This is a genomic window from Kitasatospora aureofaciens (assembly GCF_001188955.3).
Classification (GTDB): domain Bacteria; phylum Actinomycetota; class Actinomycetes; order Streptomycetales; family Streptomycetaceae; genus Kitasatospora; species Kitasatospora aureofaciens.
In genome coordinates this window covers 167,955-184,256 of the sequence record NZ_JPRF03000076.1, presented here as the reverse complement: position 1 = coordinate 184,256, position 16,302 = coordinate 167,955, and the positions used below count along the sequence as shown (strand labels likewise).

14 protein-coding genes are annotated in these 16,302 nt (G+C 74.1%); 5 read left to right on the top strand and 9 right to left on the bottom strand.

Going from position 1 to position 16,302, the window contains the following annotated elements:
- Positions 1-27: 27 nt before the first annotated feature.
- Positions 28-1,641 carry a hypothetical protein gene (locus HS99_RS36250; protein ID WP_078938532.1) on the top strand — a complete coding sequence of 538 codons (1,614 nt, stop codon included), beginning with the start codon at positions 28-30 and terminating at the stop codon, positions 1,639-1,641.
- Positions 1,642-1,918: 277 nt separating this feature from the next.
- Positions 1,919-2,293, top strand: a complete 375-nt coding sequence (locus HS99_RS36245) for an RNA polymerase-binding protein RbpA (RefSeq protein ID WP_030279777.1) — start codon at positions 1,919-1,921, stop codon at positions 2,291-2,293.
- A gap of 112 nt (positions 2,294-2,405) precedes the next feature.
- Here the strand turns inward: HS99_RS36245 and fxsA are convergent, their stop codons facing one another.
- From fxsA to HS99_RS36220, 5 genes are all read right to left on the bottom strand, one after another.
- Positions 2,406-2,984, bottom strand: coding sequence for an FxsA family membrane protein (fxsA, locus tag HS99_RS36240; protein ID WP_030279779.1), 579 nt, complete (start codon positions 2,982-2,984; stop codon positions 2,406-2,408).
- 55 nt (positions 2,985-3,039) lie between these two features.
- Positions 3,040-4,680, bottom strand: a complete 1,641-nt coding sequence (lnt, locus tag HS99_RS36235; RefSeq protein ID WP_370863335.1) for an apolipoprotein N-acyltransferase — start codon at positions 4,678-4,680, stop codon at positions 3,040-3,042.
- A 111-nt stretch (positions 4,681-4,791) separates the two neighbouring features.
- Positions 4,792-5,250, bottom strand: a complete 459-nt coding sequence (locus tag HS99_RS36230) for a hypothetical protein (RefSeq protein ID WP_030279783.1) — start codon at positions 5,248-5,250, stop codon at positions 4,792-4,794.
- A gap of 60 nt (positions 5,251-5,310) precedes the next feature.
- Positions 5,311-6,918: an amidohydrolase gene (locus HS99_RS36225; protein WP_030552440.1), complete on the bottom strand. Its 1,608-nt coding sequence runs from the start codon at positions 6,916-6,918 to the stop codon at positions 5,311-5,313.
- A gap of 31 nt (positions 6,919-6,949) precedes the next feature.
- Positions 6,950-7,390, bottom strand: a complete 441-nt coding sequence (locus tag HS99_RS36220) for an Lrp/AsnC family transcriptional regulator (protein ID WP_030279787.1) — start codon at positions 7,388-7,390, stop codon at positions 6,950-6,952.
- A gap of 231 nt (positions 7,391-7,621) precedes the next feature.
- On the opposite strand from HS99_RS36220, the gene HS99_RS45995 reads away from it, so the two are divergent.
- Positions 7,622-8,122, top strand: a complete 501-nt coding sequence (locus tag HS99_RS45995; protein WP_191898799.1) for a hypothetical protein — start codon at positions 7,622-7,624, stop codon at positions 8,120-8,122.
- Between the two features lie 136 nt (positions 8,123-8,258).
- On the opposite strand, the gene HS99_RS36210 is transcribed toward HS99_RS45995, so the two are convergent.
- Positions 8,259-9,422 (bottom strand): acyl-CoA dehydrogenase family protein, encoded by a 1,164-nt coding sequence (locus HS99_RS36210; RefSeq protein ID WP_030279792.1) that lies wholly within the window; start codon positions 9,420-9,422, stop codon positions 8,259-8,261.
- A gap of 331 nt (positions 9,423-9,753) precedes the next feature.
- Between HS99_RS36210 and HS99_RS36205 the strand changes: the two genes are divergently transcribed.
- Entirely contained in the window at positions 9,754-10,368 is a 615-nt protein-coding gene (locus HS99_RS36205; RefSeq protein WP_033347322.1) for a uridine kinase family protein, read from the top strand.
- Positions 10,369-10,753: 385 nt separating this feature from the next.
- On the top strand, positions 10,754-12,766 hold the full coding sequence (locus tag HS99_RS36200; RefSeq protein WP_046385584.1) for an AAA family ATPase: 2,013 nt from the start codon (positions 10,754-10,756) through the stop codon (positions 12,764-12,766).
- 20 nt (positions 12,767-12,786) lie between these two features.
- Here the strand turns inward: HS99_RS36200 and HS99_RS36195 are convergent, their stop codons facing one another.
- The 3 genes from HS99_RS36195 to HS99_RS36185 all read right to left on the bottom strand — a co-directional run bounded on the left by HS99_RS36195 (position 12,787) and on the right by HS99_RS36185 (position 16,295).
- Positions 12,787-13,773, bottom strand: a complete 987-nt coding sequence (locus tag HS99_RS36195; RefSeq protein WP_030552442.1) for an NAD-dependent epimerase/dehydratase family protein — start codon at positions 13,771-13,773, stop codon at positions 12,787-12,789.
- A 138-nt stretch (positions 13,774-13,911) separates the two neighbouring features.
- Complete coding sequence (locus HS99_RS36190; RefSeq protein WP_033347263.1) at positions 13,912-14,955, bottom strand: hemolysin family protein; 1,044 nt, start codon at positions 14,953-14,955, stop codon at positions 13,912-13,914.
- On the bottom strand, positions 14,952-16,295 hold the full coding sequence (locus HS99_RS36185; protein ID WP_030279801.1) for a hemolysin family protein: 1,344 nt from the start codon (positions 16,293-16,295) through the stop codon (positions 14,952-14,954). Before HS99_RS36185 ends, HS99_RS36190 begins: the two co-directional genes overlap by 4 nt.
- Positions 16,296-16,302 lie beyond the last annotated feature (7 nt).

The window sequence follows — 16,302 nt, the reverse complement described above, 5'->3', positions numbered from 1 at the left end:
CGTCCCACTCGACCGGGGAGTCACGGAATGCCGCTCAACCGCCATCTCACCAAGGGCCGCGAGATCGCCCGAACCGCCGGGGACCACGCCACCGACATGTTCGCCCCGCTCGCCGTGATCGGCCGCGGCCTGCGCCACCACGCAGGCTGGGCCTGGGAGCGCTGGCAGGCCACCCCTCAGGAGCGCCGCGGCCCGACGCTGTTCCTGTCCGCCGCGATGCTGCTCGGCATCTACCTGCTGCCGCACGGCCTGCTGTTCGCGCTGGTCGCCCTGATGGCCAGCGCCGCCTGGGCCGGCCGGACCCCCAAGGCGACGCCCGCCCCGCCCACCCCGGACGTGGCCGACGTCAAGCTCGGGGCCCTCTACGCGGCGCTCACGCCGTACCTGTGCGGCCTCGAGGACGCCAACCCGCTCTACCACTTCGAGGGAAGCTACCAGAAGGCCTTCAGCTCCTGGGAGTTCGACGGCGAGGGCCGGCTCTCCCGGCTGGAGCTGAGCTACCCCGCGTACTTCACCGACACCGAGCCCACCGCCCGGGCCCGGATCGAACAGGTCGTCCAGGGCAAGGCCGGGCGGGCCCGGGAGTACCGCTTCGACTGGGACGAGGAGTCCAACCGGCTGCGGATCACCGCGCTCACCCCGCTGCCCACCGACGTCGTCGCCCAGCGCTTCGTGGCCGCCCCCGGCGAGATCGTGCTCGGCTTCACCGACGAGGACGGCACCGCCCGCACCATCCCGGTCACCCGGGGCGGCGTGATCACCCAGCAGCCGCCGGTGGTCTGGCGCACCGGCCCGCGCTCCTCCGAACCCCACCTGCTGGCCCTCGGCGTCGCCGGCTACGGCACCTCCAGTCTGATCCGATCGATCGCGCTCCAGGCCCTCCCGTACGCCGACCTGGTGGTGATCGACGGCGCCGGGACCGGGGAGCACGCCTGCCTGGTCAACCGGCCCGGCGTGCACACCGTGGAGACCAGCCTGCACGGCGCACTGGCCGCGCTGACCTGGGCCGCCCAGGAGACCCAGCGCCGGCTGACCGCGGTGAACGCCGCCCGGCACACCGGCGCCAGCCTGCCCGAGGACGTCACCCGGCCGCTGTGGCTGCTGCTGGACCATCCGACCGAGCTGAGCGAGCTCGCCCACGCCGAGGGCCGCCCCGACCCGCAGGACCTGCTGGAGCTGTCGCTGCGACACGGCCGGGCCGCCCGGATCACCGTGGTGATCGCGGACGACGTCGAGGCCCGGGAGCGGATCACCCCGACCGTCCGTGCCACCACCCGGGCCCGGGTGCTGCTCGGTCCGGCCGGGCCCGAGGAGGCCCGCGCCGCGCTCGGCGCACCGCTGGACATCGCGCCCGCCGCGCACGCCCCGGCCGGCCGCGGCTACGCACGGATCGGCAACGGCACCCCCGTCCGGCTCCAGGTGCCGGCCACCGTCGACCCGCTCGACGACGACGCCCCGGCCCAGTTGCGGGACGCCGTGATCGCCCTGCTGCCGCACCGCGACAGCCGGACCGAGGCGGCCGCCGCACCGCCCCGCCCGGACCGCCCGCCGGTGGTGACGGCCGACGGAGCCGCGCCGCCGAACCACTCGGTCGACCTCGGCAAGGCCGAGCCGATGATCCGTTCCCGACCGATCTCCTGATCCCGCGGGAAGCGGGGTCGGCGGACGGCCCCGAATGCCCTGCCGGTACGCTCGTCACAGAAAGTCCCCACGATCGCCAGATGTGAAATAGGTGACACCTGGGGTGATATCACCGGCCAGATGTGACAAATCGGGCGCCGGTGGGTACAAACAGGGGCGGCACGACAGACGACGCATGTCCCGGGACGGGAATCTTCGTCGGAAGCCGAGCGTTGACCGAACGACGAAGAACAGCGACCACTAGTCCTGTGGGCCATAAGCCCGGGAGGCACGATTCATGAGCGAGCGAGCTCTCCGCGGCACGCGACTCGGGGCCACTAGCTACGAGACCGACCGTGGTATCGATCTGGCTCCCCGCCAGACCGTCGAGTACGCATGTCAGAACGGACACCGATTCGAGGTTCCTTTCTCGGTCGAAGCGGAGATCCCCCCGGTGTGGGAATGCCGCTTCTGTGGCCAGGAGGCGGCACTTCTCGACGGTGACGAACCTGAGGAGAAGAAGGTCAAGCCCACGCGCACCCATTGGGACATGCTGATGGAGCGCCGGACGCGCGAGGAGCTGGAGGAGGTGCTGGCCGAGCGGCTGGCCGTGCTCCGCTCCGGTGGGATGAACCTCGCGGTGCACCCGCGGGACACCCGCAAGAGCGCCTGACAACACCTCGCTCCCGCCGCGCGCGGGAGGACGCGAAAAGGGACCCTGGTCGCCAGGGTCCCTTTCGCGTTGTCCGGGGCCTGCGCGTTGTCGCGGGCCGTTCCCGGCAGGGTCAGCCGTTGATCGGCGGGCGGTAGGTGGTGTCCGGGCCCTGCGGGCCGCGCGGGCCGTTCTCCGGGTCGACCACCTCGCCCTGGATCACCTTGCCGTCCGGGCGGTGGATGCGCAGCTGCTCCTGCAGCCGCATCGCGTCCGCGAACGGGTCGGTGCCCACGGCAGAGGCGCTGCGCACCGCCTTGTCCGCGACCTTGCGGCCGACGGCCCGCCACAGCGCCCGGGTCGGCGGGAACAGCAGGGTCAGGGCGACCAGGTCGGACAGGAAGCCGGGGACGATCAGCAGCAGCCCGGCCAGGACGGTCATGCTGGTGCCGGTCTGCCGCTGCTGGGACTGCGGGTTCTTGCTCTGCTCGATCGCGGCCGACAGAGCCTTCAGCCCGGCCCGCTTGATCAGCGAGCCACCGGTCAACCCGCCGACGACGAGCAGCAGCAGGACGGCGAAGCCGCCCAGCCAGGACCCCACCAGGACCAGCAGCCAGATCTCCAGCACCAGCCAGGCGGTGATCAGCAGCGGCAGCACCCGGCGGAGCCTGCTGCGCGGGGCCGGACGGGCGGGGGTAGCTTGCTGGGTCACGGTACGAATCCACTCCAAGCGGTGCTCTGCGCGCCGCCCGGGAGGTCCGGGCCGGCTACGGCACCACCCGGTCCAACGCTCCCCCGGCGGCCGGTGTTCCGGCCTCCACCTTCCGGCGGCGGCCGACCAGGACGGCGGCGCCGCAGGCCAGCAGGCCGCCGACGGCCAGCGTCCACTCCGGGAGGGCGCCGACCCGGTCGGCCACCGTGGTGCCGTCGCGCAGCGGCACGGTGGCCGACAGCTCGGCCGGGGTGAGTTCCGCGGTGCGCTGCTCGACGGTGCCGTCCGGGGCGATCACCGCACTGATGCCGCTGGTGGCGGCGATCAGGACGGCCCGCCCGTGCTCGACCGCGCGCAGCCGGCTCATCGCGAGCTGCTGCTCGGGCTGCCCGGTCCTGGCGTAGGTCGCGTTGTTCGTCTGGACGACCAGGACGCGGGCGCCGCTGTCCACGGTGTCCCGGACTATCTCGTCGTAGGCCACCTCGAAACAGATCACGTCGCCGATCTTCGCCGGCCCGAGCTGCATCACGCCGTTGTGGTCGCCGGGGTAGAAGTCGCGGGCGACCCGCTGGAGGCGGGTGATCACCTTCATCAGCTGGGCGCGGAACGGAACGTACTCGCCGAACGGGACGGGGTGCTGCTTGGTGTAGGAGGCGCCGGGGCCGGTGACCGGGTCCCAGACGATGCCCTCGTTCTGGACGTGCTGGGCGTCCGGGCCGTCCACCAGGGTGCCGACCAGGGTGGGCACGCCGACGGCCTGGACCGCCTCGTCGATGCGCTGACGGGCCAGCGGATCGCTGAACGGGTCGAGGTCGGAGGAGTTCTCGGGCCAGATCACCACGTCGGGGCGCGGCCGCTTGCCGGCCTGGATGTCGGCGGCGAGGCGCTCGGTGGCCGAGGCGTGGTTGTTGAGGACCATCATGGGGCGGCCGAGGAAGTCCATGCCCGGGTTCGGTACGTTGCCCTGGACGATGGCGACCTTGACGGTGTCGTCCGCGGCGGTGGGCACCGGGACGAGGTAGCCGGCCAGCAGCGCGGCCACGGCGCCCAGGCCGCCCAGCGCCGCCGTCCTCGGGGTCCGGCCCGGCCCGCGCAGGCGCAGCGCGGCCCAGGCCAGCAGGGTGCCGGAGAGCGCGACGGCGAAGGTCACCAGCGGTGCGCCGCCGAGCGCGGCCAGCGGGGTGTACGGGGTGGCGGTGTTGGCGAAGGCGAGCCGGCCCCAGGGGAAGCCGCCGAGCGGCAGCCGGTCGCGCGCCCACTCCTGGGTGACCCACAGCGCGGCCGCCCACAGCGGCCAGCCGGGCAGCCGGGAGGTGAGGGCCAGTGCGCCGCCGAGCAGGGCCAGGAACAGCGCCTCGACGACCGACAGGCCGACCGTGGCGTCCCAGCCGACCACCCGGAGCCAGCTGAGCAGCATCAGGAAGAACGGGAAGCCGAGGGCGAAGCCCGTCCAGGCGCCCTGGCGGAAGGTGCGGCCGCGGGTGAGCAGCGAGAGCGCGGCGACGCCGAGCAGCGACAGCGGCCACAGGTCGTAGGGCGGGAAGGCGAGCGCGAGCAGCAGGCCGGCCAGTGCGGCGAGGCTGGTGCGCGGCAGCCCGGCTCGGACCTTCGCGAGCGCGCGGGCGCCGCGGCCGGGCTTCGGTGCCGGGTCCTGTGGCTCAGGAGCGGTCCCGGACCGCTCCTGGGTGACGGGAATGGCCACCGGCGCACCATCTTCCTGGGGCTTGCTGTTCGGACGCTGTGCGAAGAAGGTACCCCGGAACGTCGGTGCGGCGTGAGGTGAGGGTGGTAGCGCCCGACCGGGCCGTCAACGCTCGGCGTAGACGAAGCGCCCCAGCGGCCAGTGGTCGGTGAGCCAGGCGGAGACCGCCCGGTACAGCGGGGCGTCGAGCTCGGCGCGGTCGGCGCGGACCCAGGAGCTGACCGAGACGACGGACGGGTCCTCGCGGTCCGGGTAGACGTAGACGCAGCCGATCACCTCGTCGCGGTCCGGCTCCAGGACGGTGTAGGTGAAGCCCCTGCGGGCGTCGAAGTCGGCGGCGTGGCGGCGCAGGTCGGCAAGGTTGCGCTCCAGGGGCATGCCGTCGGCGGGCGGCCAGCCGCGGCCGGCCCAGCCGGGGGTGGCGCGGATGTGCTCGATGCTGCTCGTCCAGGCGGCGTGGTCGGAGGCGTTGTGCTGCTCGCCCAGGGACTCCAGGCGGAACTCCGGGGCGAGCAGCTCGCGCGGGACGGTGAAGTCGGCGGGTACCAGCGGGTCGGTCGTCATGTGGTCAACCTAGGGAGCACCGCCCCGCTCGCTCATCCGATTTACCGCTCGCACCGGGTTCTACCGCTGGTACACCGTGCGACCGCGGACCACCGTCCGCAGGCAGAGCGGCAGTTCGCGGCCCGGGGTGAGGTCGGGCAGGCCGGGGGTGCCGGAGCGCGGGTCGGTGGACCAGCCGGCCACCCGGGAGTCGGGGGCCTGGACGACCAGCTCGTCGGCGGCCCAGATCGCGTAGTTGGCGACCGCGCCGGGCACCAGCACGCCGTCCTGGTCGCGGCCGATCGCGCGCCAGCCGCCGCGGGTGTGGGCGGTGAAGGCGGCGCGGACCGAGATCCGGTGCTCCAGGGTCCGGTGGAAGGCTGCGGCACGGACGGTGCCCCAGGGGTCGAGCGGGGTGACCGGGGCGTCCGAGCCGAAGGCCAGCGGGACGCCGGCCCGCAGCAGCGCGGCGTACGGGTTGAGGCCGGCCGCCCGCTCGGCGCCCAGGCGCTGGACGTACATGCCGTCCGGGCCGCCCCAGGCGGCGTCGAAGGCGGGCTGGACGGAGGCGGTCAGGCCGAGCTCGGCGAAGGCGGCGATCGCCTCGTCGTCCAGGGCCTCGGCGTGCTCGACGCGGTGGCGCAGCGCCCTGACCCGGTCGGTGCCGACCCGCTCGCCGGCGGCTCGCACGCCCTCGATCACGGCGGCCACGGCGGCGTCGCCGATGGCGTGGAAGCCGGCCTGCAGTCCGGCCTCGGTGCAGGCGGCGACGTGGTCGGCGACCTGCTCGGCCGTCAGGTAGGCGGTGCCGGTGTGCTCGGCGTCGGCGTAGGCGGCGTGCAGGCAGGCGGTGCGCGACCCGAGCGCGCCGTCCACGAAGAGGTCGCCGGCGGCGCCCACCGCGCCGAGCCTGCGGGCGGTCTCGATGCCGCCCAACTCGCCCCAGTAGCCGAAGACTTCGGGTCCGTCGCCGTCGGCGGCCAGGGCCAGCAGGGCGGCCAGGTCCGCCTCGGAGGAGATCTCCGGGCCGGCGCACTCGTGCAGGGCGCCGATGCCGAGTTCGGCGGCGCGGGCCAGGGTGGCGCGCTGGGCCTGCCGGCGCTGCTCGGGGGTGAGGTGGGCGAGGGCGGTCCGCCGGACGGCGTGGTGGGCGTCCTTGGTGAGCGGGCCCTCCGCGTCGTGGCCGGGGCGCTCGGCGAGGCTCTCGGTGAGGGTGCGCAGCGCGGTGGTGGCGAGCGCGGAGTGCACGTCGGTGCGGGAGAGGTAGAGCGCGGCGCCGCGGGCGGCCTCGTCGAGTTCGGCGAGCGTGGGCGGGCGGCCCTCGGGCCAGCCCGTCTCGTCCCAGCCGTGGCCGATCAGCACGCCGCCGGTCTCCGTCCGGGCCTCGACGAAGGCGGTGACGGCGGCCAGGGCGGCGGCCAGCGAGGGGCTGCCGGTGAGGTCGAGGCCGGTGAGCGCCAGACCGGTGGCGGTGGCGTGCACGTGGGCGTCGACGAAGGCGGGGGTGACCAGCGCGCCGTCCAGCTCCACGATCTCGTCGGCGGTGCCGGCGTACGCCTCGGCGGCGCCGTCGCTGCCGACCCAGGCGATGTGCCCGCCCTCCACGAGCATCGCGGTGGCGAAGGGGTCGGCGGGGCTGTAGACGGCGCCGCCGCGCAGCAGGACGGTCCGGGAGGTGCGTTCGGTCATGCCGCTAAGTCTGCACCCCTCCCGTTCCTGGTCAGAGCTTCGGGGGTCGGGCCTCGTAGGGAGTGGAGAGGACGACGGTGGTGCGGGTGGAGACTCCGGCGGCGCTGCGGATGCGGGCGAGCAGGTCCTCCAGGTCGCCGGGGGCTCCGACGCGCACCTTGAGGATGTAGTTCTCGTCACCGGCCACGCTGTGGCAGGCCTCGATCTCGGGCAGGCCGGAGAGCCTGTCCGGGGTGTCGTCCGGGGCGCTGGGGTCGAAGGGCTTGACCGAGATGAACGCGGTCAGCGCGAGGTTGACGGCGTCGGGGTCGATGATCGCGGTGTAGCCGCGGATCACCCCGCGCTGTTCGAGGCGGCGCACGCGTTGGTGCACCGCCGAGGTGGACAGGCCGGTGGCCTTGCCCAGGTCCGTGTAGCTCATCCGGCCGTCTTCCAGGAGCAGCTGGACGATGCGTTGGTCGAGATCCTCCACAGTGCGCAAACCTACCGGGTCGGGAGCACGGGGGGCGCACGGTGGTGGCACACAGGGGGAACTGAGGTGTCACGCGGGCAATTGCCGGGTGAATGTGGCGGGCGGTGTGGCCAAGGACACAACCGGGTGCATCACGGTGCACAACTCCGCAGGGTTATGAGCCCGGGCGGCAGGGAAGTGCTGGTTGTGGCCCTGAGCGACCACGCCGGGCCCGATCCTAGGGGGATCCTCATGCCTGCTACTGACCAGCGCGTGCTGGCCGCCGACGAGACCGACGATACGACCGGCCGCAACGACCTCGCGGTCGATCACATGCCGGGCACCGACCCCGGCGAGGTCGAGACCTGGGACATCTTCCGGGTCCACTGCCCCGAGTGCCGTCGCCCGATCGCCCTGGTGGCGGACGAGGAGCGGCTGCCGCAGCACGCGCTGCTGCCCACCGCCTGGAACCCCTTCGCCCCCGCGATCTGCCCCGGTTCGGGCGCGCCGACCGACGACCTGGCCGAGGTGGAGACGCCCGAGGACGCCGAACCGCCCGGGTTCGACGCGCTGTTCAAGCTCCCGAGCGGGCTCGACTGGCGCACCCAGCCGTTCTCGCACGCGCTGGTGCACCGCCCGGTGCGCAGCGCGACGGCCGCCGTCACCGCCCCGGCCAGGGCCGCACGGACGGTCGCCGCGGCCGCGCCGCTGGTCACCATCCCGGAGCAGCGCCGACGGCTCGCGCGGCGCTGACTCCCGCTGCCCGCAGGCGCGTTGGCGTTCCGTCGAAATCGCCTCCGGCCGTCACTCCGCACCCTGGAGTGACGGCCGGAGGCCGTATCGGGGAAGGGCGCCGGGCAAGCCCTGGGGCCGTGCCCGGCGGGCAGGCCTAGCCCTTCGTGAGGTGGCGGCCGATCACCAGGCGCTGGATCTGGTTGGTGCCCTCGACGATCTGCAGCACCTTGGCCTCGCGCATGTAGCGCTCGGCCGGGAAGTCCTGGGTGTACCCGTAGCCGCCGAGCACCTGGACGGCGTCGGTGGTCACCCGCATCACCGCGTCGGTGCAGAACAGCTTGGCCATCGCCGCCTCCTTGGAGAACGGCCGGCCCGCGTCGCGCAGCCGCGCGGCGGCGAGGTAGAGGGAACGCCCGGCCTCGATCTGGGTGGCCATGTCGGCGAGCATGAAGGACAGGCCCTGGAACTCGGCGATCGGGCGGCCGAACTGGCGCCGGGTGCGCGCGTAGTCGACCGCGAGGTCGAGCGCGGCCTGGGCGACGCCGATCGCGCAGGCGGCGATGCCGAGGCGGCCGGAGTCCAGTGCGGCCAGCGCGATCTGGAAGCCCTGGCCCTCCTCGCCGATCAGCCGCTCCCGGGGGACCCGGGCGCCGTCGAAGTGCAGTTGGGCGGTCGGCGAGGAGCGCATGCCCATCTTGTGCTCCGGCGGGGCGGCCGACAGGCCCTGCTGGGCGCCGGGGACGAGCAGGCAGCTGATGCCCTTGGGGCCCTCGGCGCCGGTGCGCACCAGGGCGCTGTAGAAGTCGGCCTGGCCGCCGTGGGTGATCCACGCCTTGGTGCCGTTGACGACGTACTCCTCGCCGTCCAGGTCGGCGCGGGTGCGCAGGGCGGCCGCGTCCGAGCCGGACTGCGGCTCGGAGAGGCAGTAGGCGCCGAGCTGCTCGCCGGAGAGCATGCCGGGCAGCCACTTCTCGCGCTGCTCCTCGCTGCCGAAGGTGGCCAGCGCGTGGCAGGAGAGGGTGTGCACGCTGACGCCGAGGCCGACAGCCAGCCAGCCGGACGCGAGCTCCTCCAGGACCTGCAGGTACACCTCGTAGGGCTGCTCGCCGCCGCCGTACTTCTCGTCGTACGGGAGGGACAGCAGGCCGGCCTCGCCGAGGGTGCGGAAGGCCTCCCGGGGGAAGCGGCCGGCGGCCTCGTCCTCCGCCGCGCGCGGCTGGAGCTCGCGCTGGACCAGGTCCCGGGTGAGGCTCAGCAGTTCGCGGGCCTCCTCGCTGGGCAGCTGGCGCTCCACGGCTTTCACGGGGGAGGGGGTCATGGCGGGGGTCGCCTCCTCGATCGGGCGCCGGCCCGGGGTGGCGGGTCCGGCGCGGGTGTGGCAGGTCGGCCCGACCGGCACCGGGTTGCGGTGAACGGCCGTTCACAGGCGTGGCGAAGGCGAGTATGCCCGAAAGCCGCGCTGCCGTCACGACCAGCACAGATGAACTGTCCGCAGTGGTTGGCTACGGCACCGTAGGGTTGACGTTGTGGCTGCATCCGGAACCGCCTCCTCCCACCGCCCGCCCGTTCCCGGCAACGCGCTGACCGGGCCCGGCGCCCTCGGCTCGGCCGGTTCGCTCGGCACGCTCGGCTCGGCCGACGCCCTCGATGTGCCCGACGCGGTCGGTGCGCTCGCCGCAGAACTGCGCGCGCTGCCGCCGTCCTGCGGGTCGGTGCGGCTGGTCGCGGTGGACGGGCACGCCGGCTCCGGCAAGACGACCTTCGCCGGGCGGCTGGCGGCGGCGCTCGGCGGCGCGCCGGTGGTGCACCTGGACGACCTTGCCACCCACACCGAGCTCTTCGAGTGGACCGGGCGGCTGCGCGAGCAGGTGCTGGAGCCGCTGGCGGCCGGCCGGGACGCCGAGCACCTGGTCTACGACTGGACACTGCGCCGCTTCGAGGGCGCGGCCCGGGTGCCGCTCGCCCCGGTGGTGCTGGTGGAGGGCGTCGGCGCGGGGCGCCGGGAGGTGCGGCCGTGGCTGGCCCGGGTGATCTGGATGGAGCTGGAGGCCGCCGTGGCCCGGCGGCGCGGCGAGGAACGGGACGGGCCGGAACTCGCCGGGTTCTGGGCCCGTTGGGCCCGGGCGGAGGCGGCGCACTTCGCCGTCGACCCGAGTCGGCCGTACGCCGCGACGCGGGTCGACGGGGTGACCGGGCGGATCCTGCCGGGCACCGTCGGTGAACCTTCAACTAGCCCCTTGACCTGCGACATCACCAGGATTTAGGTTCTCCTCAGCCGCCGGAACCCACCGTTCCGGTGCCTCGGACCCGGCGCCCCCGGCTTGTTCCCCCGTGAGCCGGGGGCGCCGTCCGGTCCCCTCTGCCGACCGTTCCGGTCAGCGGTGTTTCGGCCATCCACCCGCCCAACCACCGTGCGCGCGATCGCATTTGACCCCGTACGGCACCCTTCCGGATCAGCCCCGCGCCGGTACGATTCCCTCAGGCGCATATGCGCCCCGGGGGCTTCCGACCACCGGCCCGGCTGCGCGCTGCGATCCGTCGGCCGGGCCCCGGGCCACACCGCGGGGGGCGTGAGTGACGACGGTGGACAGTTCCGACAGCACGGCGGGCGGCCCGGACCGGCTCGCCGACCGGGCCTGGCTGCGCGCCATGGACGCCTACACGGCGGGCGCCTACACCCGGGCCGAGGAGGAGTTCCGGGCGGCCGTCCGGCTGGACCCGGGCATGGCCGACGCCTGGCTCGGGCTGCACGCGCTGCGCAGCGACACCTCGGCGGCCCTGCTGGCCATGTACCGCAACCAGAAGCGCTTCGGCGAACAACGGCGGCTGCACCGGCGCCCGCTCAGCTCCTGGTACTGGCTGGGCTGGTGGGTGCAGCCGGTGCTGGAGGACGCCCGCGACCTCGCGCTGGCGCACGCCTCGCACTGGCTGGACGGCCGCCACCTGGCCGAGCTCGACCGCGCCCTGGAACAGTGCCCGGCGCCGAGCGAGGACCCGTCCGCGCAGTTCCTGTACGCCTGCCGGTCCTATCTGCTCAAGGACTGGGAGCAGTTGATCCGGGACACCGACCGGCTGCTGGACGACCCGCTGCTGGGCATCGAGGCCGGACTGTTCGCCGGCATGGCCCGGGTGCGGCTGGACATGTGCGCCCAGGCCCAGGGCCCGTTGGCCGCCTCGCTGGCGCGCTGCCGCTCCGAGCAGCCGCAGCGCAAGGAACTGCGCTACTGGCTGGCCCGGGCGTACGAGGGGGCCGGGCGCAGTGCGGCGGCGCTCCCGCTGTACCGGGCCGTGCACCGGGCGGATCCGGCGTTCATGGACACCTCGACCCGGCTGGCGGCGATCTCCGCGGAGGACGCGCTCGCGGACGGGCTGCTGGCGGGCGGGTGCTCGGGCGGGCCGGAGGCCGCGGGGGTGGACGCTCCGGAGCCGGACGTCGTGGGGCTGGACGGCACCGGGCTGGACGACAGCGGGCTCGGCGGCAACGGGCTCGGCGGTGCCGGGGCCGGCAGCGACCAGGGCTACCAGGACGACCCCGGGTACGTCGAAGGGCCGCTCTACGACGCCGGGTTCGGCACCGGATCCGCCCTCGCCGGCGGCGGGCCCTCGGTGGACGCCAGGCTGGTGGACGGCCCGCTCGCCGAATCGGAGCCGGACGCCCCCGCCCCGCCGGACGGCACGCCGCAGACGGCCGGTGAGCGCTCCGGCTCGGGCGGCCCGGCAGGCCCCGCCACGACCCTGCCGCTGCCGGTACGAGGGGAGACCCAGGCCCGTACCGCTCCCCCGCCGGCGCCCCGCCCCGCGGGCGACGAACGGGAGCTGGACGCGGCACTGGCCGAACTCTCGCTGATGGTGGGCCTGGAGCCGGTCAAGCGCCAAGTACGGGCGCTCTCGGCTCAGTTGAGAATGTCCCGGCTGCGTGCCGAGCAGGGGCTGCCGGTCCAGCCGCCGAAGCGGCACTTCGTCTTCTCCGGCCCCTCCGGCACCGGCAAGACCACCGTGGCGCGGATCCTCGGCCGGGTCTTCCACGCCCTCGGACTGCTCTCCGGGGACCACCTGGTGGAGGCCCAACGAGCGGATCTGGTGGGCGAGTTCCTCGGCCAGACCGCCGTCAAGGCGAACGAACTGATCGACTCCGCGCTGGACGGCGTGCTGTTCATCGACGAGGCGTACAGCCTCTCCAACTCCGGCTACACCAAGGGCGACGCGTACGGCGACGAGGCGCTCCAGGTACTGCTCAAGCGGGCCGAGGACAACCGGGACCGGCTGGTGGTGATCCTGGCCGGCTACCCCGAGGGGATGAACCGGCTGCTCGCCACCAACCCCGGCCTCAACTCCCGCTTCACCACCAGGGTCGACTTCCCCAGCTACCGGCCGAACGAACTGACCGCGATCGGCGCGGCGCTGGCGGGGCGGGACGGCGACGGCTGGGACGAGGACGCGGCGGAGGAACTGGCCAGCATCTGCACCCACGTCGTGCGCGAGGGCTGGATCGACGAGCTGGGCAACGGCCGGTTCATCCGCACCCTCTACGAGAAGTCCTGCGCCTACCGGGACCTGCGGCTGTCGCTGCTGCGCGAGCCGCCGGGCCGGGAGGACCTGGCGACCCTGCGGCTGCCGGACCTGGTGCAGGCGTACGGGGAGCTGATCGACGGCCGGGGCTGACGTCAACTCCCCCTCTCCCTTCAGCTCTCGAGCAGCTCCGCCTCCCGCGCGGGGTCGAGCCCGACGCTCGGCCGGTCGGCCCGCTGCGGGGCGTCACCGCCGATCGAGCGCAGCCAGGCCCAGGTGTCCTCGACGGTCTCGGCGACCGGGCGGCAGCGCAGCCCCGCGGCGACGGCGCGGGCGACCGAGCAGCCGTGCAGGTAGTCGTACAGCTCTCCGGGCGCCAGCCAGACCGGCAGTTCCGTCCACGGCTGGACGCCCGCCGCCAGGATCCGCTCGGGGTCGGTCCAACGCAGTTCGGCGTCCGAGCCGGTGGCCCGGACGCAGGCCTCCAGCAGCCCGCCCATGGTGGTGTGACCGGCCGGGCTGACCACGTTGTACGGGCCGCCCAGCCGGGCCGCCACGGCGTCCAGGGTCCAGGCGGCGAGGTCGCGGCCGTCGATGTACTGCAGCGGCAGGTCTCGGGGGCCCGGGGCGAGCACCGGGCCGCCTCGGGCGATCCGGTTCAGCCACCAGGGCAGTCGGCCGATGTCCTCGTACGGGCCGAGGATCAGCCCGGCGCGGACCAGCAGGGCGCTCCCCCCGAACTCCTCCTCCAGGGCCAGTTCGGCGCCGCGCTTGGCCTCGGCGTAGGGCACCTCGCCGGTGAGGTCCGGGGCCGCGGGCACCACCGGGGCGGTCTCGTCCGCCCCGGGGCGCAGGGGGTAGTCGTACACCGACCGGCTGGAGACGTACGCGTAGTGGCCGACCCGGCCGTTCAGCCGCCGGGCGCTGGCGCGCACCGCCGCCGGGGCCCAGGACCAGGTGTCCACCACCGCGTCCCACTCCCCCGTGCCGAGCGCCGCCAGGCCGTCCTCGGCGGTGCGGTCGCCCAGCAGCACCCGCACGCCCTCGGGGGCGGGCTGCGTGCCGCGGTTGAGGGCCGTCACCTCCCACCTCCGGGCCACCGCCTCCTCGGCGACGGCCCGTCCGACGAACTTCGTCCCACCCAGCAGCAGCAGTCTCATGCCGACCACCCTCCTCCAGGAGTGGCCGGCACGGGAACCGCTGCCTGCTGTGGGCAGAATCGCCGTCGGCGAACGGCGGCGAACGGCGGCGAACGGCGGCGAACGGCGATCGACGAACGGCGGCGAACGGGGTCAGGCTCAGTTCGTCCGGTGGTCCGGGTCGTGCATCTCGCCGACCAGTTCCTCGAGGACGTCCTCCAGCATGACCGCGCCGATCGTGCGGCCGTCCTGGTCCAGCACGGCGGCCAGGTGGCAGGCGGCCCGGCGCATCGCACCGAGGGCGTCGTCCAGCGGGAGGCTGCCGCGCAGCACCGTGATCGGCCGCCAGAGCCGGGCCGGGACGGGCGCCGACGGATCGTCCACGTCGAGGATGTCCTTGAGGTGCAGGTAGCCCAGGTAGCCGTGGCCGGCCGGGTCGCCGTCGGTGACCGGGAAGCGCGAGAAGCCGGTGCGCAGGGCGAGCTCCTCGACCTCGGCGGCGGTCACCTTCGGGTCCACGGTGACCAGTTGCTCGGACGGCAGCAGCACGTCGGTGACCGGACGGCGGCCCATCTCCAGGGCGTCCTCAAGTCGCTCCTGGCGGTCCTCGTCGAGCAGGCCGGCGTCCCGGGAGTCGACCAGCAGGTACATCAGCTGCTCGGTGGTGAACACCGACTCGACCTCGTCCTTGGCCTCGACCCGGAACAGCCTCAGCACGCCGTTGGCGAAGGCGTTGAGCAGCCGGATCACCGGGGCGAGCCAGCGCGCCAGCCGGTCCAGCGGCGGGCCGAGCCAGAGCGCGGCCCGCTCCGGGCCGGCCATCGCCATGTTCTTCGGCACCATCTCGCCCATCACCATGTGCAGGAACACCACGAGGGCGAGCGAGATCCCGTACGAGAGCGCGTGCATCAGACCGGGCGGGACGCCGATCGCGTGGAACGGGCCCTCCAGCAGGGCGGCGATGGTCGGTTCGGCGAGCGCGCCGAGGCCCAGTGAGCAGACGGTGATGCCGAGTTGGGCGGCGGCCAGCATCGCGGAGACGTTGGACAGCGCGTGCAGCACGGTGCGGGCGCGCTTGTGCCCGGCCTCGGCGAGCGGCTCGATCTGGCTGCGGCGCACCGAGACGACGGCGAACTCGGCGCCGACGAAGAAGGCGTTGCCGAGCAGCAGCAGCACGGCGAGGAGCAGTTGCAGGACGGTCATCGGACGTCCTCCGCTTGCTCGCCGAACAGGCCGGGCGCGCTGGTGCGCTCCACCCGGACCTGGCTGGTGCGGTGCCGGTCGACGCCGGTCACGGTGAGCCGCCAGCCGGGCAGCTCGGCCTGCTCGGCCACCTCGGGCAGCTTGCCGAGCAGGTCGGCGACCAGGCCGGCCAGGGTCTCGTACGGGCCGTCCGGGGCGTTCAGGCCGATCGCCTCCAGCTGGTCGAGCCGGGCGCGGCCGTCCGCCTGCCACACGGGCAGGCCGTCGACGGACGGCAGCGGGAGCAGGTCGGGCTGGTCGGCCGGGTCGTGCTCGTCCTGCACCTCGCCGACGATCTCCTCGACGATGTCCTCGACGGTGACGACCCCGGCGGTGCCGCCGTACTCGTCGACCACGATGGCCATCGGCTGGAGGCGGCGCAGCTGGTCGAGCAGCCGCTCGGCGGGCAGGGTCTCGGGCACCAGCAGCGGCGGCGAGGCCAGATCGGCGACCCGCACCTGGCCGCGCCGGGCGGCCGGGACGGCGAGGGCGTCCTTGAGCGTCACGATGCCGGTGACCTCGTCAACGGTGTCGGCGTAGACCGGGAAGCGGGACAGGCCGGTGGCCCTGGTCAGGTTGATGACGTCGGAGGCGGTGGCGTCGCGCTGGAGGGCGGAGACGTCGATCCGCGGGGTCATCACCGACTCGGCGGTGAGGTCGCCGAGGCCCAGGGTGCGGACGAACAGGGTCGCCGACTCCTCGTCTATCGCACCGGCCTTGGCCGAGTGCCGGGCCAGCGAGACCAGCTCGGCCGGGGTGCGGGCGTGCTCCAGCTCCTCCTGCGGCTCGATGCCGAAGGCCCGGACCGTACGGTCGGCGGCGCCGTTCAGGAAGCTGATCAGCGGGCGGCAGACGAAGGAGAAGGCCATGTGCGGGGCGGCGACCGCGCGGGCCACCTGGAGCGGGCGGGAGATCGCCCAGTTCTTCGGGACCAGCTCGCCGATCACCATCTGGACGACGGTGGCCAGCACCATGCCGACCACCACGGCGACGCCGCGGGCGGCCGGGTCGGGCACCCCGATGCCCGACATCACGGGCTGGAGCAGGGTCGACAGGGCCGGCTCGGCGAGCATGCCGACCACCAGCGAGGTGACGGTGATGCCCAGCTGGGCGCCGGAGAGTTCGAAGGAGAGGTGCCGCAGCGCCCGGGCGACGCGGCCGGACTTGGCGTCCCCGGCCTCGGCGGAGCGTTCGACCGCGCCGCGGTCGGCGGTCACGAAGGCGAACTCGGCGGCCACGAAGAGGCCGTTGGCGAGGATCAGGAGAACGGCTGCGAGCAACAGCAGCCAGGCGGTGATCACAGTGCCG

What these genes read in the sequence shown, in the direction of transcription:
- HS99_RS36200 (WP_046385584.1), top strand. Translation starts at nt 10,754, where the DNA reads ATGGACGCCTACACGGCGGGCGCCTACACCCGGGCCGAGGAGGAGTTC.
- HS99_RS36210 (WP_030279792.1), bottom strand. Translation starts at nt 9,422, where the DNA reads ATGACCCCCTCCCCCGTGAAAGCCGTGGAGCGCCAGCTGCCCAGCGAG.
- HS99_RS36195 (WP_030552442.1), bottom strand. Translation starts at nt 13,773, where the DNA reads ATGAGACTGCTGCTGCTGGGTGGGACGAAGTTCGTCGGACGGGCCGTC.
- HS99_RS36250 (WP_078938532.1), top strand. Translation starts at nt 28, where the DNA reads ATGCCGCTCAACCGCCATCTCACCAAGGGCCGCGAGATCGCCCGAACC.
- HS99_RS45995 (WP_191898799.1), top strand. Translation starts at nt 7,622, where the DNA reads ATGCCTGCTACTGACCAGCGCGTGCTGGCCGCCGACGAGACCGACGAT.
- HS99_RS36225 (WP_030552440.1), bottom strand. Translation starts at nt 6,918, where the DNA reads ATGACCGAACGCACCTCCCGGACCGTCCTGCTGCGCGGCGGCGCCGTC.
- HS99_RS36245 (WP_030279777.1), top strand. Translation starts at nt 1,919, where the DNA reads ATGAGCGAGCGAGCTCTCCGCGGCACGCGACTCGGGGCCACTAGCTAC.
- HS99_RS36190 (WP_033347263.1), bottom strand. Translation starts at nt 14,955, where the DNA reads ATGACCGTCCTGCAACTGCTCCTCGCCGTGCTGCTGCTGCTCGGCAAC.
- HS99_RS36230 (WP_030279783.1), bottom strand. Translation starts at nt 5,250, where the DNA reads ATGACGACCGACCCGCTGGTACCCGCCGACTTCACCGTCCCGCGCGAG.